26 protein-coding genes, 1 tRNA gene and 1 pseudogene are annotated in these 24,253 nt (G+C 33.0%); 9 read left to right on the plus strand and 19 right to left on the minus strand.

Going from position 1 to position 24,253, the window contains the following annotated elements; all coding sequences use genetic code 11:
• The first annotated feature begins 55 nt into the window (after window positions 1–55).
• From SJY43_RS00505 to rpe, 6 genes are all read left to right on the plus strand, one after another.
• Window positions 56–859 (plus strand): helix-turn-helix transcriptional regulator, encoded by an 804-nt coding sequence (locus tag SJY43_RS00505; protein ID WP_396601902.1) that lies wholly within the window; start codon window positions 56–58, stop codon window positions 857–859.
• A 232-nt stretch (window positions 860–1,091) separates the two neighbouring features.
• Window positions 1,092–1,361, plus strand: a complete 270-nt coding sequence (gene rpsO, locus SJY43_RS00510) for a 30S ribosomal protein S15 (protein WP_396601903.1) — start codon at window positions 1,092–1,094, stop codon at window positions 1,359–1,361.
• Window positions 1,362–1,711: 350 nt separating this feature from the next.
• Window positions 1,712–3,958, plus strand: a complete 2,247-nt coding sequence (locus SJY43_RS00515; RefSeq protein ID WP_396601904.1) for a polyribonucleotide nucleotidyltransferase — start codon at window positions 1,712–1,714, stop codon at window positions 3,956–3,958.
• A 224-nt stretch (window positions 3,959–4,182) separates the two neighbouring features.
• Entirely contained in the window at window positions 4,183–5,046 is an 864-nt protein-coding gene (locus SJY43_RS00520; RefSeq protein ID WP_034041378.1) for an RNA polymerase sigma factor RpoD/SigA, read from the plus strand.
• A 178-nt stretch (window positions 5,047–5,224) separates the two neighbouring features.
• Complete coding sequence (locus SJY43_RS00525; RefSeq protein WP_396601905.1) at window positions 5,225–5,635, plus strand: BLUF domain-containing protein; 411 nt, start codon at window positions 5,225–5,227, stop codon at window positions 5,633–5,635.
• A gap of 48 nt (window positions 5,636–5,683) precedes the next feature.
• A complete protein-coding gene (gene rpe / locus SJY43_RS00530) occupies window positions 5,684–6,346 on the plus strand; it encodes a ribulose-phosphate 3-epimerase (RefSeq protein WP_396601906.1) in 663 nt (220 codons plus the stop codon).
• Here rpe and SJY43_RS00535 read toward each other — a convergent pair.
• Window positions 6,343–6,762, minus strand: a complete 420-nt coding sequence (locus SJY43_RS00535) for an HPP family protein (protein ID WP_396601907.1) — start codon at window positions 6,760–6,762, stop codon at window positions 6,343–6,345. The two genes, rpe and SJY43_RS00535, sit on opposite strands and share 4 nt — an antisense overlap.
• A gap of 86 nt (window positions 6,763–6,848) precedes the next feature.
• Window positions 6,849–7,268 (minus strand): CBS domain-containing protein, encoded by a 420-nt coding sequence (locus tag SJY43_RS00540; RefSeq protein WP_396601908.1) that lies wholly within the window; start codon window positions 7,266–7,268, stop codon window positions 6,849–6,851.
• Window positions 7,269–7,453: 185 nt separating this feature from the next.
• Between SJY43_RS00540 and SJY43_RS00545 the strand changes: the two genes are divergently transcribed.
• The 3 genes and pseudogenes from SJY43_RS00545 to SJY43_RS00555 form a co-directional block, all read left to right on the plus strand.
• The gene (locus tag SJY43_RS00545) at window positions 7,454–7,615 is read left to right on the plus strand and encodes a hypothetical protein (RefSeq protein ID WP_396601909.1); all 162 of its coding nucleotides are present in this window, start codon (window positions 7,454–7,456) and stop codon (window positions 7,613–7,615) included.
• 15 nt (window positions 7,616–7,630) lie between these two features.
• A complete protein-coding gene (locus tag SJY43_RS00550; RefSeq protein WP_396603431.1) occupies window positions 7,631–7,750 on the plus strand; it encodes a hypothetical protein in 120 nt (39 codons plus the stop codon).
• Between the two features lie 18 nt (window positions 7,751–7,768).
• Window positions 7,769–7,972 (plus strand): annotated as a pseudogene (locus SJY43_RS00555) (fructose-bisphosphatase class I); the annotation flags it as partial.
• A gap of 339 nt (window positions 7,973–8,311) precedes the next feature.
• Here the strand turns inward: SJY43_RS00555 and SJY43_RS00560 are convergent.
• The 17 genes from SJY43_RS00560 to SJY43_RS00640 form a co-directional block, all read right to left on the minus strand.
• Window positions 8,312–8,385, minus strand: a tRNA-Arg gene (locus tag SJY43_RS00560).
• 7 nt (window positions 8,386–8,392) lie between these two features.
• Window positions 8,393–8,632 carry a GIY-YIG nuclease family protein gene (locus tag SJY43_RS00565; RefSeq protein WP_396601910.1) on the minus strand — a complete coding sequence of 80 codons (240 nt, stop codon included), beginning with the start codon at window positions 8,630–8,632 and terminating at the stop codon, window positions 8,393–8,395.
• Window positions 8,633–8,715: 83 nt separating this feature from the next.
• Window positions 8,716–8,955: a GIY-YIG nuclease family protein gene (locus SJY43_RS00570; protein WP_396601911.1), complete on the minus strand. Its 240-nt coding sequence runs from the start codon at window positions 8,953–8,955 to the stop codon at window positions 8,716–8,718.
• Between the two features lie 83 nt (window positions 8,956–9,038).
• On the minus strand, window positions 9,039–9,278 hold the full coding sequence (locus SJY43_RS00575; protein ID WP_396601912.1) for a GIY-YIG nuclease family protein: 240 nt from the start codon (window positions 9,276–9,278) through the stop codon (window positions 9,039–9,041).
• 83 nt (window positions 9,279–9,361) lie between these two features.
• The gene (locus SJY43_RS00580) at window positions 9,362–9,601 is read right to left on the minus strand and encodes a GIY-YIG nuclease family protein (protein WP_396601913.1); all 240 of its coding nucleotides are present in this window, start codon (window positions 9,599–9,601) and stop codon (window positions 9,362–9,364) included.
• A 94-nt stretch (window positions 9,602–9,695) separates the two neighbouring features.
• Window positions 9,696–10,145: a GatB/YqeY domain-containing protein gene (locus SJY43_RS00585; protein WP_396601914.1), complete on the minus strand. Its 450-nt coding sequence runs from the start codon at window positions 10,143–10,145 to the stop codon at window positions 9,696–9,698.
• A gap of 136 nt (window positions 10,146–10,281) precedes the next feature.
• Entirely contained in the window at window positions 10,282–12,294 is a 2,013-nt protein-coding gene (ftsZ, locus tag SJY43_RS00590; protein WP_396601915.1) for a cell division protein FtsZ, read from the minus strand.
• Window positions 12,295–12,350: 56 nt separating this feature from the next.
• Window positions 12,351–13,667, minus strand: a complete 1,317-nt coding sequence (gene ftsA, locus SJY43_RS00595; RefSeq protein ID WP_396601916.1) for a cell division protein FtsA — start codon at window positions 13,665–13,667, stop codon at window positions 12,351–12,353.
• A gap of 3 nt (window positions 13,668–13,670) precedes the next feature.
• On the minus strand, window positions 13,671–14,363 hold the full coding sequence (locus SJY43_RS00600; protein WP_396601917.1) for a cell division protein FtsQ/DivIB: 693 nt from the start codon (window positions 14,361–14,363) through the stop codon (window positions 13,671–13,673).
• A 16-nt stretch (window positions 14,364–14,379) separates the two neighbouring features.
• Entirely contained in the window at window positions 14,380–15,732 is a 1,353-nt protein-coding gene (gene murC / locus SJY43_RS00605; protein WP_396601918.1) for a UDP-N-acetylmuramate--L-alanine ligase, read from the minus strand.
• A complete protein-coding gene (gene murG / locus SJY43_RS00610; RefSeq protein WP_396601919.1) occupies window positions 15,729–16,832 on the minus strand; it encodes an undecaprenyldiphospho-muramoylpentapeptide beta-N-acetylglucosaminyltransferase in 1,104 nt (367 codons plus the stop codon). Before murG ends, murC begins: the two co-directional genes overlap by 4 nt.
• Window positions 16,833–18,026, minus strand: a complete 1,194-nt coding sequence (locus SJY43_RS00615) for an FtsW/RodA/SpoVE family cell cycle protein (protein ID WP_396601920.1) — start codon at window positions 18,024–18,026, stop codon at window positions 16,833–16,835.
• A gap of 12 nt (window positions 18,027–18,038) precedes the next feature.
• A complete protein-coding gene (gene murD, locus SJY43_RS00620; protein ID WP_396601921.1) occupies window positions 18,039–19,463 on the minus strand; it encodes a UDP-N-acetylmuramoyl-L-alanine--D-glutamate ligase in 1,425 nt (474 codons plus the stop codon).
• Window positions 19,464–19,471: 8 nt separating this feature from the next.
• Window positions 19,472–19,882 (minus strand): hypothetical protein, encoded by a 411-nt coding sequence (locus SJY43_RS00625; RefSeq protein ID WP_396601922.1) that lies wholly within the window; start codon window positions 19,880–19,882, stop codon window positions 19,472–19,474.
• A complete protein-coding gene (locus SJY43_RS00630) occupies window positions 19,860–20,714 on the minus strand; it encodes a hypothetical protein (RefSeq protein WP_396601923.1) in 855 nt (284 codons plus the stop codon). Before SJY43_RS00630 ends, SJY43_RS00625 begins: the two co-directional genes overlap by 23 nt.
• A gap of 90 nt (window positions 20,715–20,804) precedes the next feature.
• On the minus strand, window positions 20,805–22,268 hold the full coding sequence (locus SJY43_RS00635; protein ID WP_396601924.1) for a UDP-N-acetylmuramoyl-L-alanyl-D-glutamate--2,6-diaminopimelate ligase: 1,464 nt from the start codon (window positions 22,266–22,268) through the stop codon (window positions 20,805–20,807).
• Window positions 22,265–24,226 (minus strand): penicillin-binding protein, encoded by a 1,962-nt coding sequence (locus SJY43_RS00640; protein WP_396603432.1) that lies wholly within the window; start codon window positions 24,224–24,226, stop codon window positions 22,265–22,267. The genes SJY43_RS00635 and SJY43_RS00640 overlap by 4 nt, the downstream gene beginning before the upstream one ends.
• Window positions 24,227–24,253: the final 27 nt, after the last annotated feature.

Consider the following 24,253-nt stretch of genomic DNA (forward strand, 5'->3'; position numbering starts at 1 on the left):
TTATTTTTAAGTGTGACTTATTAGAAAAAAATGGTCATAATTTAAAAGATATTATTTGAGCGCTAATCAAAAAAAAATAAGCAGCAGTATTTTTGACCTTATTACTTCTCTAAACAGTAGAAGCGAGTCTGAGCACATCCATATTGAAGGTTTAAAAATTAACACCATAATTATTGATGATGACTACAACTTGAATCAATATTATGATAAAATATTAGCTCCTAATTTTGATTATTCTTTTTCATTTAATAGTGTAGAAGCTTTCCTTAACACAAATCAAAGTCAATTTAATTTAATTAAAAACAATATTATAGAACCATTAATAAATGGGCATAAATTTAATAACGAATACTCATCATTCTCAACGCATAAAACAGTTTCTTTTTTAATAATTAAAACGAAAAACATTGATAATTTGATGCTTAAAGACTCAAGCGTTGAAAACTATATAATTAATTGTTTTAAACAAAGAAGGGCAATATCTAATATAAAACTCTATACCAATAACATAGACTCTTTTGCAGAACCTGAGAATAAACACAATAACTTCTCCCAAATATTCGAGCAAATAAATAAGAACCTTTCTAAAGAAGATTTTAATGTTAAAACACTTTCTCTTAAAACAGGTTATAGTCAAAGACAATTATCGAGAATTATTTCTGCAGAAAAAAATATGACACCTGCAAAGTACATCTTAGAATTACGATTAAAAAAAGCACACGAATTATTATCTTCTTCTAATGGCTTAAAAATAAAAGAGGTTAAATACAGTATAGGTCTAAATAGCTCTTCTTATTTTAGTAAAAAATTTAAAGACCGATTTGGTTATATGCCAAGTGAATTGAACAACAAACCTTGAGTTTTATTATAACTCAAGAGCTATCGTTTATAATTTTTAATACTGCTTAATCTAGTGATTTTATTATTAAAATACTTATTCAATATTCTACCTAAACATAAACACGTAGCTTATTTTAAATTTCTTTAGAGATAAATTAAAAGGAAAATAAAATAAAACCAAAAAAACATTATATTTGCCGCTCGAAAGAAAGGCTTTCGTGTACATAAAAATCATTTACAATAATATTAGCATGTATTTATCAAAAGAAGAAAAAGAAAAAATGTTTGCAAAACACGGTAAAGGTAAAAACGATACCGGTTCTGCAGAAGGACAAATTGCTTTGTTTACTCAAAGAATTAACCACTTAACTGAGCACTTAAAAAATAATCGTAAAGATTATAATACAGAGCGTTCTTTGGTAAAATTAGTAGGTAAAAGAAGAAGCTTACTTGATTACTTAACTAAGAAAGATATCTTAAGATATCGTGCAATAGTTAAAGAATTAGGTTTAAGAAAATAAATCTAAAAAATAAAAGACCACGTTATTTTAACGTGGTTTTTTGTTTTTGCGTTAGGGATTGCAGAGAAAAGCCCACAGCCTGACGAAGGAAGAGCGAGGACTTGCAACGTAAAGCCCGACCTTTAGGTAACCTGCCTGCCGGCAGGCAGGCGCCCAAATAATATAACTCGAGCGTAGGAGTTTAAACCGCGCAATATGAATAAGCAGGTCCTGAAACAAGTTCAGGATTATCAGTTTTTCATTGGTCACAGACATTTATTTGTCGCACACAACAACTACACACAACAACACAACGACCATTGTTTAACATGATTTGAGTATGCATTTACTTGAATTACAAGAAAAAATTTATGATTCCAAAAGTTTTTAAAGAGGTTATTGACCTAGGAGACGGTAGAGAGATTTCTATCGAAACCGGAAAATTAGCAAAACAGGCACATGGTTCTGTTGTTGTTCAATCTGGAAAATGTATGCTTTTGTGTACTGTTGTTTCCAATTACAAGCAAGCAGATGTTGACTTTTTACCGTTAACGGTAGATTACAGAGAGAAATTTGCTGCTGCTGGTCGTTACCCAGGAGGTTTCTTTAAGAGAGAAGCTAGACCTAGTGACGGTGAAGTATTAACGATGCGTTTAGTGGATCGTGTTTTACGTCCATTATTCCCAAAAGATTACCATTCTGAAACTCAGGTAATGATCCAGTTAATGTCTCACGATCCTGAAGTTATGCCTGATGCTATGGCAGGTTTAGCCGCTTCTGCAGCTATTCAATTATCAGATTTCCCGTTTGAATGTGCTATCTCTGAAGCTAGAGTTGGTCGTGTTAACGGAGAATTTATTATTAACCCAACTAGAGCACAATTGGAAGAGTCTGACATCGATATGATGATTGGAGCTTCTGCTGATTCTGTAATGATGGTTGAAGGTGAAATGGATGAGATTTCTGAAGAAGAAATGACTGAGGCTATTAAGTTTGCACACGAAGCTATTAAAGTGCAATGTGCTGCTCAAGAAGCTTTAGCTAAGGCTTTCGGTAAAAAAGATGTACGTGAGTATGATGGTGAAAGAGAAGAGGCTGATTTAGCTCAGAAAATTCACGACATGGCTTACGATAAAGTATATGCTATAGCTCAAGCAGGTTCTGCTAAGCACGAACGTAGCGCTGCTTTTGGTGAGATTAAAGAAGAAATAATAGCAAGTTTTTCTGAAGAAGAGCAAGCAGATTATGGTGGATTAATTTCTAAATATTATAGCAAAGCTGAAAAAGCTGCTGTTAGAGATTTAACATTAAACGAAGGTTTACGTTTAGATGGACGTAAAACTGATGAAATTAGACCAATTTGGTGTGAGGTAGATTACTTACCTTCTACACATGGTTCTTCTATATTTACTCGTGGGGAAACTCAAGCTTTAGCTACCGTTACTTTAGGTACAAGTAGAGAAGCTGCACAAATAGATATGCCATCTTTTGAAGGTGAAGACCGTTTCTATTTACATTATAACTTCCCTCCTTTCTCAACTGGAGAAGCTAGACCTATTCGTGGAACATCTCGTCGTGAGATTGGACACGGTAATTTAGCACAACGTGCTTTAAAAGGTATGGTTCCTGAAGATTGCCCATATACTGTACGTGTGGTGTCTGAGATTTTAGAATCTAATGGTTCTTCTTCTATGGCAACAGTTTGTGCTGGTACAATGGCTATGATGGATGCGGGTGTACAATTAAAGAAACCTGTTTCTGGTATTGCTATGGGATTAATCTCTGATGCTGATTCTGGAAAGTACGCTGTTCTTTCTGATATTTTAGGTGATGAAGATCACTTAGGTGATATGGACTTTAAAGTTACAGGTACTGAAGACGGAATTACTGCTTGCCAAATGGATATTAAAGTAAAAGGACTTTCTTATGAAATTCTTGTAAATGCTTTAAAACAAGCACGTGACGGTCGTTTACATATTTTAGGTAAAATTACAGAAACTATTGAAACACCTAATGCAGATGTTAAAGACCACGCTCCTACAATGGTATCTAGACGTATTCCTAATGAATTTATTGGTGCATTAATTGGACCAGGAGGAAAAGTGATTCAAGAAATGCAAAAGGAAACTGAAACAACTATCGTTATTAACGAAGATCCTGTTACAGAAGAAGGTATTGTAGAAATTTTAGGTGTTGGTAGCAAAGGTATTGATGCTGTTATGGCAAAAATAGATTCTATTTTATTTAAGCCTGAAGTTGGTAGCGTTTATGAAGTAAAAGTTATTAAAATGCTTGATTTTGGTGCTGTTGTAGAATATATGGACGCTCCAGGAAACGAAGTTTTATTACACGTTAGTGAATTAGCTTGGGAACGTACAGAAAATGTATCCGATGTTGTAAACATGGGCGACGTATTTGATGTAAAATATTTTGGTATAGACAAACGTACACGTAAAGAAAAAGTATCTAGAAAAGCTATTTTACCAAAACCAGAAGGTTATGTTGAAAGACCACCAAGAGATAATAATCGAGGACGAGATAACAGAGGTAGAGATAATCGTGGACGCGATAACCGTCGTGACGATAGAAGACCTAGAGAAGATAAGAAGGAAGATTAAGTTCTTTTAATTGAATAAAATAAAAACCGTTTCATTAGTTTGAAACGGTTTTTTTTGATTAAAAAATTAGAACAATTAAATAGCTTTGTGACTTTTTAGCAAATCAAGAGTCTAATAACTAAAGCATTAAAAATAATTTATTTTTTTTGTAACAAAAAGTAACAATTGTGCGTATAACTATTGAGCGACCTATTTATTCACAATTAAATTCAGGACAACATTAGATGAGACAACTTAAAATTACGAAGCAGGTTACCAATAGAGAAACCGCTTCGTTAGATAAATATCTACAGGAAATTGGTAAGGTTGATTTAATTACAGCCGACGAAGAAGTTGAATTAGCACAACGTATTAAAGCTGGTGATCAAATCGCTTTAGAGAAGTTAACAAAAGCTAATTTACGTTTCGTTGTATCTGTTGCAAAACAATACCAAAACCAAGGACTTACTTTACCCGATTTAATTAATGAAGGTAATTTAGGTTTAATTAAAGCCGCACAACGTTTTGATGAAACGCGTGGTTTTAAATTTATATCGTATGCCGTTTGGTGGATTCGTCAATCGATTCTTCAAGCATTAGCTGAGCAATCGCGTATTGTACGTTTACCTTTAAACAAAATTGGTTCAATCAATAAGATTAATAAAACATTTGCCTTTTTAGAGCAAAGTCATGAACGTCCACCTTCTGCAGAAGAAATTGCAAAAGAATTGGATATGACTATTAACGATGTTAAGGAGTCTATGAAAAACTCTGGTCGTCACGTAAGTATGGATGCGCCTTTAGTTGAAGGTGAAGATTCTAACTTATACGATGTATTAAACTCTGGAGAATCTCCAAACCCAGATCGTGAATTATTACACGAATCTTTACGTACAGAAATCGAACGTGCTTTGGAAACATTAACACCTCGTGAAGCAGATGTTATTCGTTTATACTTTGGTCTAGGAAACCAACACCCAATGACTCTTGAAGAAATTGGTGAGACTTTCGATTTAACTCGTGAGCGTGTAAGACAAATTAAAGAAAAAGCTATTCGTAGATTAAAACATACGTCTAGAAGTAAAATATTAAAAACATATTTAGGATAGTAATTACTAAAAATTACGACTAAATTACAGTAACAACAGTTACAACATAACTGTTCGTTTTTTGATTGATGAAAGAACCCGCGGCTGATTACCGCGGGTTTATTTTTTTTCTTAACTTCGTATTAAACAAACAACTTAAAACCAAAACCATCTCTCAACCAAAACCCTCACAACAAAAATGCTTAAAACCATATGCTATATAAGTGACTCGAGCGAATATGAGTCTATAGAATCTATAAAAAAAATATATTTAAAGGCAAAACAAAATAATTTAAAACGAAATATTACTGGTGTTTTAATATTCCATAATGGTAATTTTTTGCAAGTTCTTGAAGGTGTTGAAGAACATGTTGATTTGACCTATGACAAAATTAGATTTGACACTAGACATAGAAATATTATAAAAGTAATAAACAATACTATTGAACAACGGATATTTGAAGATTACAATTTCGGATTTTCTATAGTAAAAAGCAGTCAAGAATTTAATGAACTAAACGAATACCTTAATTGGTTAAAACAAGCTGATAATAAAGTAGCTAACAAGGTTATTCTAATGGTTGAAAATTTTATAGGCGTCTTAACCTAAAAAAGATTTTAAAACATTTACTTTTGCATTATATTTCAACAAAAAACAATGGATTCTAAATTAATTGCACCTTCAATACTAGCAGCAGATTTTGCTAACCTTCAACGTGATATAGAAATGGTTAACACTAGTGAAGCCGATTGGTTTCATATTGATATTATGGACGGTGTTTTTGTTCCAAATATTTCTTTTGGTATGCCTGTTTTACAAGCTATAAGTAAACATGCTAATAAAACTATTGATGTGCACTTAATGATTGTGGATCCGGATAGATACATAAAAACATTTGCAGATTTAGGAAGTGATATTTTAACCGTTCACTACGAAGCTTGCACGCATTTACATCGTACGCTTCAGGCAATTAAGAATGAAGGTATGAAAGCTGGTGTTGCTTTGAATCCTCATACCAATATAAATGTTTTAGAAGACACTATTAATGATATAGATTTAGTATGCATAATGAGTGTTAATCCTGGTTTTGGAGGTCAAAGTTTTATTGAAAACACATATAGTAAGGTTAAACAACTAAAAGATTTAATTACAAGAAAAGGTGCTTCCACCAAAATTGAAATTGATGGTGGTGTTACTAATAAAAATGCAAAACAGCTTGTTGATGCGGGTGCAGATGTTCTAGTAGCTGGAAGTTATGTTTTTAAAAGTTCTAATCAGCCTGAAACGATAAAAGACTTAAAAGCACTAGCTAATTCTTAAATTAGTTTTAACATATAGTTTAATAAATCTGTAGTTGTTACTATTCCCTCTAAGTTACCATTATCAACAACAGGCAAAGCATGAAACTCCCTATTAGCTAAAATTTTAACAACGTCTTTTATAGAGGTATCGCTTGTAACAGTTACGACATCTTTAACCATTACTTGTTCAATTGTAAACGAATTAAATACTACCGAGTCTACCGATTCACTTTCATCATCAGAAGTTTCAGAAAAACTAATTCTCATTAAATCTGTATAACTTAGCATACCCACAATTACACCGTTGGACATTACAGGTATGTGTCTAATTTTATTCCGACTGAACAACGCTTCTACTCTTTCTAAATCTTCTTCAGTAGTTATGGCAATAATGTTTCTAGTCATTATTGTTGAAACTGGTGTATAAGCTCTCATAATCTTCAGGTTTAAATTTGTTTAATAAACACTTGATAATAAAAAAACATATCAATTATAAGGATGTCATAATACCGAAAATCTGGCTAAAATTGCTTTAATAAATATTTTATAAGATCTGTAGTGGTTACAATACCAACTAGCACATTATTATCTACTACAGGTAGAGCATGAAATTCTTTTATAGCCAATATTTCTGCTACTTCTTTAATAGAGTTAGATGAAGATACTGTTTCAATACTTTGTTTCATTACTTGCTCAATCGTAAACATACTGTAAACCATCAAATCTGCAGAACTATCATCATCATTAGTTACATCTGCAAAACTTAAACGAAGTAAATCGGTATAGCTTAACATCCCAACTATCTTTTTACCATTAACTACAGGAATATGTCTAATTTTATGGTGCTTAAAAAGATGCTCTGCGGTTTCTAAATTATCTGTTTGTTTTAATGTGATGACGTCCGCGGTCATAATCATTGAAATTGGCTCTTTTCTAATCATAACATTTTTGTTTTAGTCCTCTAAAATTACTAAACCAAAACCTAAAAATGTATGATAAATATCATAACTGAACTAATACGTATGAGATAGTCTACTAATTTATTGCATCTCAAAGCGAACTAAATAAGCCTCCCCTTTTTTTTACTTTCATGGCAATTCCCTAAACTGAGGTTTCTGTATTTACAATGTTACCTTGCAAATCTGGACGATACAATCCAGGAGCCTTAGGGATATTTGTTAAACTATCTACTATGGGTATTGCAGGTTCTATGGTAGATGTTAATTTCTTGCAAGATTATAACAGTCCTGAAGCTCAAAAATCTGCTGAAGTTAAAGAACAAGAATAGTAGAAGGTTATTAAAATAACACTAATTTGTCGTGATTTAATGATTGCAAATCCAAAACTAAAAGCCTTACGTTTTGGTGAAAAAGCAAAAGGCAGAAATGCTATTATGGATGGTTTCCAGGGGCAATGTCAATAGACAGACTGCCAACCAAATCCCAATTGCACTAAAAATAAAAACGGTAAATTAAGATTACTGTACGAAGCAAACCCTATTGCTTTGTTAACAGAGCAAGCTGGTGGAAAAGCAACAGATGGCGTTCAACACATATTAGATATTAAACCTACAGAGATACATCAGCGTATTCCATTTTTTTGTGGCAGCACAGAAATGGTGGATAAATTGGAGTCTTTTCTTTAATTTACTTTTGTTAAGGTTTTTAATGGGATTGGATATCCCTCAAAACTCCGCTTTGATAAAAGAAAGCAACCAAAAAAATAATCAAGCTTGCTTTTTAAGCCATTCTTTATAATAATTTGACTTTTTAATAGGATTGAATATCCCTCAAAGCTCCGCTTTGATAAAAGAAAGCAACCAAAAAAATAATTTCAAGCAAGCTTTTTAAGCCAGTCTTTATAATAATTTGACTTTTTAATGGGATTGTATATCCCTCAAAGCTCCGCTTTGATAAAAGAAAGCAACCAAAAAAATAATTTCAAGCAAGCTTGATTATTTTTTTGGTTGCTTTCTTTTCATTCGTGACCGCGAAGGGATTCGAACCCCCAACCCTCAGAGCCGAAATCTGATATTCTATCCAGTTGAACTACGCAGCCATTAATTTTATATAAATGTCTTCAAAAAATCTCTACCTGTGCCTGATTTTAAATATTTTTCATAATCTCTAGCGTCCAGTCTTGATGTAAACACTTTCGAATATATTAAAACCCATGGTCTAAATCCTTTTGTAGACTTATTCTCTCCAATATTATGTTGATTAATTCTCTTTTCTAAATCTTGAGTTAATCCTTTATATAATCGGTTATCTTTTTCACTTTTGATTACATAAACATAATAAATCATCCTAACTTCTTTTACTTGCCGAAACCTGCCTGCCGGCAGGCAGGTCTGATATTCTATCCAGTTGAACTACGCAGCCATTAATTTTATATAAATGTCTTCAAAAAATCTCTACCCGTGCCTGATTTTAAATATTTTTCATAATCTCTAGCGTCCAGTCTTGATGTAAACACTTTCGAATATATTAAAACCCATGGCCTAAATCCTTTTGTAGACTTATTCTCTCCCATATTATGTTGATTAATTCTCTTTTCTAAATCTTGAGTTAATCCTTTATATAATCGGTTATCTTTTTCACTTTTGATTACATAAACATAATAAATCATCCTAACTTCTTTTACTTGCCGAAACCTGCCTGCCGGCAGGCAGGTCTGATATTCTATCCAGTTGAACTACGCAGCCATTAATTTTATATAATTGTCTTCAAAAAATCTCTACCCGTGCCTGATTTTAAATATTTTTCATAATCTCTAGCGTCCAGTCTTGATGTAAACACTTTCGAATATATTAAAACCCATGGCCTAAATCCTTTTGTAGACTTATTCTCTCCAATATTATGTTGATTAATTCTCTTTTCTAAATCTTGAGTTAATCCTTTATATAATCGGTTATCTTTTTCACTTTTGATTACATAAACATAATAAATCATCCTAACTTCTTTTACTTGCCGAAACCTGCCTGCCGGCAGGCAGGTCTGATATTCTATCCAGTTGAACTACGCAGCCATTAATTTTATATAATTGTCTTCAAAAAATCTCTACCCGTGCCTGATTTTAAATATTTTTCATAATCTCTAGCGTCCAGTCTTGATGTAAACACTTTCGAATATATTAAAACCCATGGCCTAAATCCTTTTGTAGACTTATTCTCTCCCATATTATGTTGATTAATTCTCTTTTCTAAATCTTGAGTTAATCCTTTATATAATCGGTTATCTTTTTCACTTTTAATTACATAAACATAATAAATCATCCTAACTTCTTTTACTTGCCGAAACCTGCCTGCCGGCAGGCAGGTCTGATATTCTATCCAGTTGAACTACGCAGCCATTATTTTTTAAACTAACTTAAGACAACTTGGCTTTTACGATATTAGAAATGGTTTTACCATCAGCTTGACCAGCTAATTCTTTACTTACCATGCCCATAACTTTCCCCATATCTTTCATGCCTTCTGCTCCAACTTGCTCAATAGTTGCAACAACAACTTTTTCTATCTCTTCATCGGTTAAGGCTTCTGGTAAAAACTGACTTATAACTTCTGCTTCATCAATTTCAGGTAAAGCAAGATCCTTTCTATCTTGCTCTAAATAAATAGCGGCACTATCTTTACGTTGCTTAACTAACTTTTGAAGTATTTTAAGCTCTTGCTCTTCTGTTAAATCTTCTTTTGCACCACTTTCTGTCTGTGCCAATAAAATAGCCGATTTAACAGCCCGTAATGCTGTTAAGGCTGTTTGATCTTTAGACTTCATAGCTTCTTTTAAAGCTGACATTACTTCTTGTTGTAAACCCATAATTTTAAAATATTTACTGTATGCGAAGATAGAAAAAAGTTAGAGGTTTGAAGTTAGATGCTTGAAGAAAAAAACCCGAAAAGTCGAGGGAACTTTTCGGGTCATTGAATAACACACTAGGTTAAATTGTTATAAATTAATCTACATTATCATGTAAAAATGAATTATTACTTCTTAATTGAATATCATCGTTATCATCCATACCTATACTTGTTCTTGACAAATCGGTTTCAGATGAATGCTTAGCATCATTTAAATCTACTCCTTGACGCTTATAAGCTGGTTCTTTTTCAATATCATCAATTTTAGCGTTGTTAAACTTATAATTGAAATCTTTCATTTTGCGCTTACGCTCTTCTGCTCGTTCTTTTAATAATTCAGAAATCGGACTATTCATAGGATCAATTTCTTCCAAGTCTTCTTCAATTGAAACCGGCTCTACAACTACTTTCTTTTCAAAAACAATCTCTTCTTCAACTTCTTCTAAAACCTCATTTACAGATTTTTGTGATTTATTCATGGAAGACTCCACCTCAACATAATCGTCAAGAGTATATCTTATATCTCCCTTCTCATTAGTTTCATTTACTGTAATTAATTCAACATGATCATTTACATCAATATCTTTAATATCATCAGTTAAATTATGAGAAATAACCTCTTCTTCAAGTTCTTCTTCTTCTATAGTTTCATTTGAAGCTGATAATGGTAAATCGAAGGTTAATGTAATTTGTTGCTCTTCTTCAATGTAATCTGAAATTACCTCTATATCTTGAACATCTTCAATATCATTAACCATTCTTGTTACTGGCTTGATAATGAAATCTTCGTCTTCCTCAATATTATTAGTAACGTTTTCAATATTGGCACTAACTTCATTATAAACGACATCAATATTCTTGATAATTTCTGAAGTAGGAATTAATTTAAAATCATCATCAACTTCTTCAACTTTTTGAACCTCTTCTTTTTTAGCAAAAAATACTTCCTCCTCTGGTTCAATTTCTAAAGTATGACGAACAACAGGTGCTTCCTCTTTTTCTTCTAATACAATTATTGGCTCAATTACTACTGGTTCTTTTTCTTCAGCATCTAAATCTTGTTCTTCACTAAGTGAATGCACTACCTTTTTAGTTTCGGTATTAGAAATTTCGTCTTGCTGTTCTATGTTAAAACCTGTTGCAATAATTGTTACCGCTATTGACTCATCTAAAGATTCATCTTCACCAACACCCATAATAATGTTAGCACCATGACCAGCTTCATTTTGAATATGATCATTAATTTCGCCAATCTCATCAATAGTTATTTCTTGAACACCAGAAACAATTAACAATAATACATTTTTAGCTCCTGTAATTTTATTATCGTTTAATAAAGGAGAATCAAGCGCCTTACGAATAGCGTCTTGTGCACGATTTTGACCAGATGCCAACGCAGATCCCATAATAGCAGTACCACTATTACTTAATACTGTTTTAGCATCACGTAAATCAATATTTTGTGTATAATGATGTGTAATAACTTCGGCTATACCACGAGCAGCGGTAGATAATACTTCATCAGCTTTAGAGAATCCAGCTTTAAAACCAAGGTTTCCGTAAACTTCGCGAAGTTTGTTGTTATTAATTACAATTAATGAATCTACTACATTTCTTAATTTTTCAATCCCTTTTTGAGATTGCTCAATACGCATTCTTCCTTCAAACTGAAACGGCATTGTAACAATACCTACTGTTAAAATGTCTAAATCCTTAGCCATTTTAGCAATAATTGGTGCAGCTCCAGTACCTGTTCCACCACCCATTCCAGCAGTAATAAACACCATTTTTGTATTAGAGTCTAACATTTGAGAAATATCATCGAAACTCTCTACAGCTGATTGCTCTCCAATATCTGGATTTGCTCCTGCCCCTAACCCTTCGGTTAAGTTTAATCCTAATTGGATTTTGTTAGGAACACCGCTATTTTGAAGCGCCTGTGCATCGGTATTACAAATGTAAAAATCTACGCCTTTAATACCTTGCTGGAACATATGATTTATGGCATTACTACCACCGCCACCAACACCTATGACTTTTATTACATTTGATTGATTTTTAGGTAAATCAAATGAAATGCTTGTTTCGAATTCTTTTTTGCTGCTCATAAAATTCTGTTTTTCTGGGGTTTTGTACTTAATATTTTTAATTCAATGGATTTAATCTACTCTGCGTTATCTAAAAAATCTTTAACGCGCTCTGTCAACTTATCAAGAAATGAGCGTCTTTCCTTAATAGGTTTTTCTTTAACTTCTTCCTCTTCTTCTTTAGCATCTTCTTCTTCAACAACTTGCTCTTCTTGCTGTTCTACTTTAATTCTTTCTTGACGTTTTAAACCGTCTAACACTAATCCTACTGCTGTTGCGAATAAAGGGCTTGTGATATCATCATCACTATCGCCAGCCAGATGTTCGTTAGGATATCCAATTCTGGTATCCATTCCTGTAATATATTCAACCAATTGCTTTAAATGTTTTAGTTGACTTCCGCCTCCTGTTAAAACAATACCAGCAATTAATTTTTTCTTTTGTTCTTCGTGTCCGTAATTTTTAATCTCTACATACACCTGCTCTACAATCTCTACAACACGTGCATGAATAATTTTAGACAGATTTTTTAATGTAATTTCTTTAGGCTCTCTACCTCTTAAACCAGGGATTGAGACAATCTCATTATCTTTATTTTCTCCTGGCCATGCAGAACCAAATTTAATTTTTAATAACTCTGCTTGCTTTTCAATAATTGAGCAACCTTCTTTTATATCTTCAGTAATTACATTTCCGCCGAAAGGTATAACTGCAGTATGACGAATAATACCGTCTCTAAAAATTGCTAAATCGGTAGTTCCACCACCTATATCAATTAATGCTACACCAGCTTCTTTTTCTTCTTGAGATAAAACTGCATTAGCAGATGCTAAAGGCTCTAAAGTGATGCCTTCTAAATCTAAACCTGAACTTTGTACACAACGTCCAATATTTCTAATAGAAGATACTTGACCAACAACAACATGAAAATTCGCTTCTAAACGACCTCCATACATACCAATTGGTTCTTTTATTTCAGCTTGACCATCAATTTTATATTCTTGAGGCAATACATGAATAATTTCTTCTCCAGGTAGCATTACTAATTTGTGAACTTGATTAATTAATCTATCAATATCATCATCATCAATAACTGTTTCAGAATTTGAACGTGTTATATAATCACTATGCTGTAAACTTCTAATATGCTGACCCGCAATCCCGACAGTAACCTCATCTATTTTCATATCTGCTGCAACTTCGGCCTCTTGAACAGCTTGTTGAATAGATTGAATCGTTTGTGTAATATTGTTTACTACACCACGATGTACCCCTAAGCTTTTAGATTTACCAATACCTAAAATCTCTACTTTGCCGTACTCATTTTTACGACCAATCATGGCCACAATTTTTGTGGTTCCTATGTCTAATCCTACTGCTAAATTATGCTCCATAGTTTAAATTTTGGTACAAATTACTTGGTTTTCAAACTGCAAATTCACTTTACTATAATTGTTAAGTGTTTTATCTTTTTGATTTATTTTATAAAATGCTTTTAGGTTATTAATCTTTTTATCTAAAAAATTATCATCTCCCAATTGCACTAAAAAATCACATTTCCTAAGCTTTAAAAAAAGCTTCTTATTAATATCTTGATGAATCTCGAAAACATGTTTTTTCAAGAACTCATCATTTCTAATTTTAAGAGCGATTTTATAAACGTTCTTTAAATTATTTTTCTCTACATAACCAGTAACTAAAGGTACTCTTGCAGAATAATTTTTTGACAACGGCATATACGAACCTTCTTCGTCAATATAATAAGACGCATTTGTACTTATTCTTGCAATAGGTGTTTTCTGTTCTACTTCAGCGTTAAGCGTACCATTTACAGCAACATACACTTCTGCAGTTTTAACCATGGGATTAGATTTAAGGGCATTTTCTAATACATTCAAAACTAAAGTTTCTTTGGGCATGTTTTGAACACCACCATAATTTTGTATTAACAATTTACTAACAGTCTCGTTAGTAATAAAAAGATTGTTTTCTCCAATGAATTTCACATTAGGTTTTGTTAAATTTCTACTCGCATTTCTTGATGATGCAAAAGCAAATAGAAAGACCACTACGCCTAATAAAATAATCATTTTTATGTAACCCCAATTAACTCGCAATACTGAATTCTTTTTTAATACGTTTAACTTCTTCTCCTATATCTCCTGCTCCAATTGTTAGAACTACTTGAGCATTACTTTCATGTATTTTTGACAGCAACTGTTCCTTACTTACTAATTGCTTGTTTTCGTTTTCTATTTTACCTAATAACCAAGACGAAGTAACACCCTTAATTGGCAACTCTCTTGCCGGATAAATATCTAACAACAACAACTCATCAAATTGTGACAAACTCTTTGCAAAATCATCTACAAAATCTTGTGTTCTACTAAACAAATGTGGCTGAAAAATGGCTAAAACTTTTTTATTAGGATGCATTTCCCTAACTGCTTGATGTACCGCATTTATTTCTTCTGGATGATGCGCATAATCATCAATAAAAACAAAATCATCTGTTTTTACCTGATATGTAAACCTGCGCCTCACCCCTTTATAAGACGCTAATGCTTTGGCGAGCTGTTGGTGCGGGCAACCATATTCTACAGCCATCGACAAGGCTATTAATGCATTAGACAAATTATGTCTACCAGGCAGGTTAAATTGTAAATTTTCAAGTATTGTTTTTGGCGTTTTTACATCAAAAACATATGTACCATTTTCAATTTTTATATTTTGAACATTGTAATCTGAACCATCTTCTATACCATATGTTATCCCCTTTAATGGCAATCCGTTTTTAACAAACAGTTTCCCATTTGGCTTTATTTTTTTTGAAAAGTCTTCAAATGATTTTTTTAATTCTGAAGCATCTCCATAAATATCTAAATGGTCGGCATCCATTGAAGTAATACAGGCAAAATTTGGTGATAATGTTAAAAAAGAACGATCAAACTCATCTGCCTCAACTACCGAAACCTCAGTTCCTTTTAAAATTAAATTTGAATTATAATTTTCACCTATTCCTCCCAAAAAAGCAGTTAAAGGCACATCACATTCATGCATTAAATGCCCTAAAATACTTGTTGTTGTTGTTTTACCATGTGTTCCAGCTACCGCTAAACAAAACGTATTTTCTGTTATTAAACCTAAGATCTGAGAACGCTTTAAAACGGTAAACCCATTTTCATTAAAATAATTCAGCTGATTATGCTTATCAGGAATAGCAGGTGTATAAACAACTAATGTATCTTCTATATTTTTAAACTTTGAATCTATGCCTTCAATTGAATCTAAAAAGTTAACCTCAATACCTAAACCTGTCAAAGTATTTGTGATTTCTGTTTGTGTTTTATCATAACCAGCAACACACTTATTATTAGCTTTAAAATAGCGCGCTAGAGCACTCATGCCAATGCCCCCAATGCCAATAAAATAGATGTTATGTATGTTATTTAAATTCATTTATTGTTTTTAAGAAGTTTCTCAACTTCATCTGCAATCTCTTTTGTTGCATTTACTAATGCTAATTTCTTTATGTTATCTCCTAACTTTTTTTGTTTTTCTGGAGATGCCACAAGCTGCTTAAACTTGCTTTCAAAGTCGGCCTCTAAATCTTCTTCTTTTATAATTATTGCAGCGTCTTGATTAACAATAGACATAGCATTTTTGGTTTGATGATCTTCGGCTACATTTGGAGACGGAATAAAAATTACCGGCTTACCAACTATACACAACTCTGACACAGAACCTGCTCCTGCTCTTGAAATCACAATATCGGCTGCAGCATAAGCCAAGTCCATATTATTTAAAAACTCATGTACCTGAACATGTTTTGTATTTCCGTATATTTTATATTGCTTATAATACAACTTCCCACATTGCCATATTATTTGAATATTTTGAGTATCTAAAAAATCTAACTCTTTTTCGATTAATTCATTAATCCTTCTTGCGCCCAAACTTCCACCAATAACAAGTAGTGTGTATTTACCATGTTTTAAATCGAAAAAGTTTTTAGCTTCTACCGTTTTAGATTCAATATCCAACAAACCTTGACGTAACGGATTTCCCGTTTTAACAATTTTTTCTTCTGGAAAAAAACGCTCTAAACCATCATAAGCCACACATATTTTATTAGCTTTTTTAGATAACAACTTATTAGTAATGCCTGGGTACGAATTCTGTTCCTGAATTAATGTTGGAATATTATTTGAAACAGCCATTTGCAATAATGGCCCGCTTGCAAAACCTCCAGTACCAACAGCTACATTAGGCTTAAATGATTTTATTATTTTACGTGCTTTCCAAAGACTACTTAACAGTTTAAATGGAAAACTTAAATTTTTTAAAGTTAGCTTACGCTGAATACCAGAAATCCACAATCCTTTAATATCATAACCAGCTTGAGGAACTTTTTCCATCTCCATTCTGTCTTTGGCTCCAACAAATAAAAACTCTGCATCAGGAAAACGAGATTTCAACTCGTTAGCAATGGCAATAGCCGGATATATATGACCTCCCGTTCCTCCTCCAGATAATATGATTTTATAATTCTGATTCATTTACAACGCTTCTGATAATATTTCTAATGGATTATCTTCATTTATTTCCTGTTCTTTTATTTCTTCCCTCTTAGCACTAACACTTAAAATAATTCCTATGGCTAAACACGTCATCCAAATTGAAGTTCCTCCACTACTAATAAGCGGCAATGTTTGGCCTGTTACAGGAAACAATTCTACAGCTACCGCCATATTTATTAACGCCTGAAAAACTATTGGCAACCCAACACCCAAAACAAGAAGCTTCCCGAAAATACTATCGGATTTTTGAGCCACTATAACAATTCGAAACAATAACCAGAGGTATAAAATCATAATCAAAAAACCTCCTAACAGCCCATATTCCTCAATAATGATAGCGAAAATAAAATCGGAAGATGATTGTGGCAAAAAGTTCTTCTGCATGCTTTTCCCAGGACCAACACCCCATATTTGCCCTGTAGCAATGGCTATTTTAGCTTTTTCAATTTGATAGTCTGACTCTGTATCTTCTGGATTTGAAAAACTTTCAATTCTCCCCATCCATGTATCAACTCTATTAGGCATGGCATCAGGAAATGCTTTTGCAACAAGAATAAACAACGTTAGAACCAAAATTCCAGAACCTATTATCACAGCTAAATACCGTAATGGATAACCTCCTAAAAAAACCAACATAACAACCATTAAAAACATAATAGCTGCCGTTGAAAAATTAGCAGGAAGTATAAGAATTAAAACCAAAAAAGCAGGTATCCAAAGTGGCAAAATAGACGCTTTAAAACTCACAACTTCATCCTTAACCTTAGACATATATCTTGCTACATAAACCATTAGCACAACAGCCGCCAAAGTAGATGTTTGAAACGACATACCCACAAAAGGAATTTGAATCCACCTACTTGCATTTGCTCCTTCTATTGTTGTTCCTTGCATCATAGTAACACCGAGTAAAACAAGCACTATAGGAATCATTATTAATGACAAACCTTTAAAATACCTATATGGAATTTTATGTACACCATAAATAATTGCAAATCCTAAAACTAAATGAACAAAATGTTTTATAAAAAACGTAAATGTATTGCTACCTGTACCTTTATAAGCTAAATTACTTGCAGCACTATATACAGGTAAAAACGAAAGAATAGCCAATAGAGCTACTATTGCCCATATTAAACGATCTCCTTTTATGTTTTTAAATAGTGTTTGCACTTAATTAGTGTTTTATAGATTTCTTACTGAATTTTTAAATTGACGACCACGATCTTCGTAGTTTTCAAACAAATCAAAACTAGCGCACGCAGGCGACAACAACACATTATCTCCTGTTTCTGCTATTTTATAAGCTATTTTTACAGCCTCACTCATAAATTGCGTTTCAACAATAATATCAACCATATTACCAAAAGTGCTTATCAATTTTTCATTATCCACTCCCAAACAAATAATAGCCTTCACTTTTTCATTTACAAACGGAAATAATTCTTCATAATCATTACCTTTATCAACACCCCCAACGATCCAAACAGTTGGAGCGCTCATACTTTCTAAAGCATAATATGTAGCATTTACGTTAGTTGCCTTAGAATCGTTTATGTACTGTACTTTATTTATTTTAAGCACATCTTCTAATCGATGCTCAACTGCTTGAAAGTTTTCTAAACTCTCTCTTATGGTTTGTTTTCTAATTTTCAATAAATGCGCTACAGTAGAAGCTGCCATTGCATTTTTAATATTGTGCTTTCCTTCTAATTTAATATTTGCTGTTGGCATAATTATTTCGTTATTATTTATTGTTAGTCTAATATTTTCTTTATCTAAATACGCTCCGTTTTCTATAGGTTTTACTAATGAAAATGGTAATAATGTTGATTGAACTGGATGATTTTTTAAATGATTAACTATAACTTCATCATCGGCATCATATATCAAATAATCATCTTTTGTTTGATTCATAGCTATTCTGAATTTAGAGCTGATATAATTTTCAAATTTGTAATCATATCTATCTAAATGATCTGGTGTAATATTTAGCAATACAGCAATGTTTGGTTTAAAATCGATAATGTCGTCTAACTGAAAACTACTTATCTCCAAAACATAGTTTTTAAAGTCTTCCTCTAAAACTTGTTTCGCAAAACTGTCGCCAATATTCCCTGCCAAGCCCACATTTAATTCTTCTTTTAAAATGTGATGCGTTAACGTTGCTGTTGTTGTTTTCCCATTACTTCCAGTAATTCCAACAATTGTTGCCTCTGTAAATTTTGATGCAAATTCAATTTCAGAAACTACTGCAATACCCTTCTTGCGAATTTGTTTTATCAAATCCACTTTATCAGGAATACCAGGACTCTTCATGACTACATCAGCATTTAGAATCCTAGATTCTGTATGCTGCTCATCTTCCCATTCAATCTCATTATGTATAAGAACTTGTTTGTACTTTTCTTTTATTTTTCCTTTATCTGAAACAAAAACCTCATAGCCTTTTGCCTTTCCTAAAAGCGCTGTTCCAACACCACTTTCTCCACCACCTAATATGACCAAAAAGCCTCCTCCAACTCCTCCATTGGAGGAGAGCTGCTCACTCGGGTTTGATTTCTTTTGTTTCGTTTTCATTTCATGAGATGCTTCGACTGCGCTCAGCATGACAAGTATTATCTAATTTTCAAAGTGACAATGGAAAGGATAGCCAGCAATATGCCAACAATCCAAAATCGTGTTACAATTTTACTTTCGTGATATCCAGCTTTTTGATAATGATGATGCAGGGGCGACATTCTAAAAATACGCCTGCCTTCTCCAAATTTCTTTCTGGTATATTTAAACCAGCTTACTTGCATGATCACCGATAAGTTTTCTGCCATAAAAACACCGCATAATACAGGTATTAACCATTCTTTACGCACCGCAATTGCAATAACCGCTATAATACCTCCAATTGTCAAACTCCCCGTATCACCCATAAACACTTGTGCTGGATAAGTATTATACCATAAAAACCCAATTAGAGCCCCAACAAAAGCGGCTATATAAATAGTAATCTCACCTACGCTTGGGATATACATGATATTGAGAATAATCTGAAAAATCGGTACGCCCAGACACAAAAGCAAAAATCCCTAAAGTCAACACAATTATGGCAGAAGTTCCTGCTGCTAAACCATCTATACCATCGGTTAGATTAGCACCATTTGAAACACCCGTTACTATAACTATAGTAATAAGAATAAAAACTATCCAAGCGTATTTCTCAAGACCCGGACTAATCCATGTTATTAAATCTGCGTAATCAAACTCATTTCCTTTTACAAAAGGGATTGTTGTTTTAGTAGTTTTTATTTCATCTCCAAACAATTTTGAAGCTTCTATATCTGGATTTTGCGTTAACAAAACCCTTTGCTCTTCAATTGGCAACTTCTCTTTCATGGTGACATCTTGATGAAAAAACAAAGTTGTACCCACGATAATTCCTAACCCTACTTGTCCTAAAACTTTAAACTTTCCTTTTAAGCCTTCTTTATCATTTTTAAACTTTTTTAAATAATCATCAGCAAAACCAATAACACCCATCCACAAGGTTGTCACTATCAAAAGAATGATATAAATATTTTCTAGTTTAGCTAACAAGAATACAGGTATTAGAGTTGCTAGAATAATAATTAGTCCACCCATAGTAGGTGTTCCCGCTTTTTCTTTTTGCCCTTCTAAACCTAAATCCCTAATCGTTTCTCCCATTTGCTTTTTTTGCAAAAAGCGAATGATTCTTTTACCATAAATAGTAGAAATTAACAATGACAAAATCATAGCCAAAGCCGCCCTAAAGGTTATAAAACCAAAAAGTGTAGCTCCAGGAAATTGAAACTGTTTTTCTAAATATTCAAATAGGTAGTACAGCATATTATTTCATCTGTTGTTTTATAATGTTCTTAATGACCAGATGTAATTCGCCATTAAACATTTTTGTTAATACGAGCTTTATAAACATGCTCATTTCTGTAATTGTTTTAAAAATTCTTTTACTGTTTTAAGATCATCAAAATCAAAGCGTTCGCCATTAATCTCTTGATAATTTTCATGGCCTTTTCCTGCTATTAAAATAATATCGTTTGGTTGCGCCATTAGACAAGCGGTTTTTATAGCCTGCTTTCTATCCTCTATTGTTAGAGATTTTTTGAAATTTTGAGGCTCTACACCTGCTTCAATTTCATTTAGAATATCCTGAGGTTTTTCACTTCGTGGATTATCGCTTGTAAAAATCACTTTAGTACTTAAAGCAGAAGCTATGTGCCCCATTTTTGGGCGCTTAGTTTTATCTCTATCACCACCACAACCAACAACCGTAATAAGCTCTTCGTTTTTAGTACGAATACTATTTATAGTTTCTAACACATTTTTTAATGCATCAGGCGTATGTGCATAATCAACAATTGCAGTTATTTTTTCATCTGAAATAATATACTGAAACCGACCACTTACACTATCTAAATCGCTTATTAACCGCAATATTTCTACCTTTTCGAGTCCTAACAATTCCGCGGTAGCGTAAATAGCCAACACATTGTAAGCATTAAAATTCCCGATAAGTCGAGTCCACACTTCACTATCATTTACCTTAAGCAACAGACCACCAAATTGATTTTCTAAAATTTGAGTTCTATAATCGGCATATTGCTTTAAAGCGTAACTATATTTTTTTGCTTTTGTGTTTTGAAGCATTACCACACCATTTTTATCATCGGCATTTACAAGCGCAAAGGCTTTACTAGGTAACTCATCAAAAAATTTCTTCTTAACATCTCTATATTCAGCGAATGTGTTGTGATAGTCTAAATGATCGTGAGATAGATTAGTGAAAATCCCACCTTCAAAATACAAACCCTCTGTTCTATATTGATGAATACCATGAGAACTTACTTCCATAAAGCAAAACTCAACACCCTCGGCATTCATTTCGCTTAAATATTTATTTATAGTTAATGAGTCCGGAGTGGTATGCGTTGCTTTATACTCTATTTCATCTACCATAATTTTTACAGTAGACAACAAACCAACTTTATACCCAGCTTTTTTAAACAACTGATACAACAAACTACTAACCGTGGTTTTACCATTTGTACCCGTTACACCAACTAACCTTAAGTTTTCGGATGGGTTTCCATAAAAATTTGAAGCAATAACCGCTAGTGCTCGACTTGTATTATCTACTTCAACATAAGCAACACTTTCAACCAAATTCTCTGGCAAAGTTTCACAAACAATACTTGTTGCGCCACTTTTTATAGCTGTATCAATATAATTGTGACCATCAGCTACCAAACCACGAATAGCCACAAATAAATGACCATCTTCAATTTTTCTAGAATCAAAATTCACAGCATAAACATGCATGCCAGTATCACCGACCACAGCATTTAATGTTACTTTATACAATATGTCTTTTAAAACTATCATGATGCTTTTAAAACTATAGTTTGGTTATTTTTAAGTTTTGTATTCTTACTTACAGACTGTGCTTTTACAACGCCATTGCCATCTAATTTTACTTTAATATCCACTTGCATATTCTCAAGCAGAACAACAGCATCCATTACAGGCAGACCAATCAAATTTGGCATTATTTTTTTATAGGTTTGAGCTGTTTTATAAAAACCTTCATATTCATTATCTGCAGCTCCTAATTGAACCTCTAAAGATTCAATCTCATCTACTAAAGGCGTATCTGTGTATATTTTTTGAGCTACTCTTTTAAAAACTGGTCCGGACACATCTGCACCATAATAACCAACACCTTTATCTGGCTCATGGATAACTACAATACACGAGTATTTAGGGTTTTCTGCAGGGAAATAACCTGCAAAAGAGGAGATGTAATTTAGCTTTTCTTTATCTCTATAATCTTTTTGACAAGTCCCAGTTTTACCTGCCATAGAAAAGTTTTTTGAATATAAACGATGCCCTGTGCCATGCTTCTTCTCTACTACATTTTTAAGCAATGCTTGTAATTTTGAAATAGTTTGCTTCGAACAGATTTGCTTATTTAAAACTTCTCTTTCAAAAGGCTCAATTACCCTATCAAACTCTTTAACCTCTCTTAAAAACCTAGGCTTAACCATAACACCATCATTCGCAACAGCATTATAAAACGTTAATGTTTGCAATGGCGTAAAGGACACGCCATAACCGTAAGCCATCCATTGTAATGCAATACCACTCCAGCGACCATTTTTAACTCTAGGATCTGGAATAATTGGTTTTGGCTCTCCTATAATTGGCAGATCTAAATCATTATTTAAATTCATATCATACAACCTATCCACAAATTTTTCAGGATGCTTCCTATACCCCTGATCAATAACCTTTACAATACCCGTATTAGAAGACACCTCAAAAGCCTTTGAAACAGATATTTTACCATAACCACCATATTTTGAATCACGAACTTTTTTTCCATAGAAACTTAAAATTCCTTTTTCTGTATCTACCACATCACTAGTATCAATAACTTTATCTTCGAAAGCTGCAGCAAGCGCCATAAGCTTAAACGTAGAACCCGACTCGTGACTTTCACCAACCGCATAATTTAAACGCTCGTAATAATGACCGTTTTTATTTCTTCCTAAATTTGAAATCGCTCTAATTTCACCTGTTTTAGTTTCCATGACCACAACACAACCGTGATCTGCCTTATACTTTTCTAATTGCGCTAACAATGCGTGGTGCGCTATATCTTGAATATTGACATCTATAGTTGTATAAACATCATAGCCATCTTGCGGCTCTATCTCATTAGCATCACTTAAAGGCTTCCATTGCCCTTTACCAATCTGTTGTTTTTTACGTTGCCCGTCTACACCACGTAAATATTTTATTCCGAAAGCACCATCAATACCCGGTCTAGTTACATTACCTTTATCGTCAATGCGCTCATAACCAATAGTCCTTTGCGCAATACCGCCCATTGGATGTTCTCGTTTTGTAGTTTGCTCTACAATTAAACCTCCTTTAAAAGCTCCTAATCTTAATAACGGAAAGGTTCTTAATCGGATATAATCTGAATACCCAATATTTCTTGCTAATAAATAATATCGATTTTTATTGGCACGCGCCCTTCTAATATCTTTTTCAAGTTTACTTGAAGATTTACCGGAATATTTTGAAAGCGAATCACAAAGAGGCTTAACATATTTTTCAAAAGTCTTACTCTTTGATGTTAAGGCATCAAAACGAATATCATATTTAGGAATTGAAGTTGCTAATAAGTTTCCGTTAACCGAATACACATTACCTCTATTTGCAGGAATAATGACATTTTTAACCACACGTTCTGTTGCCTTAGCCCTATAAACATCCCCTTGTAGAAATTGAATACTAAGCAACTTAAACACCACAGCTAGACCGAAGATGAACATACATCCAGCTATAAAATACAAACGGTT

Origin of the sequence: Algibacter sp. R77976 (genome assembly GCF_044594645.1) — a bacterium.
Taxonomy (GTDB): Bacteria; Bacteroidota; Bacteroidia; order Flavobacteriales; family Flavobacteriaceae; genus Algibacter_B.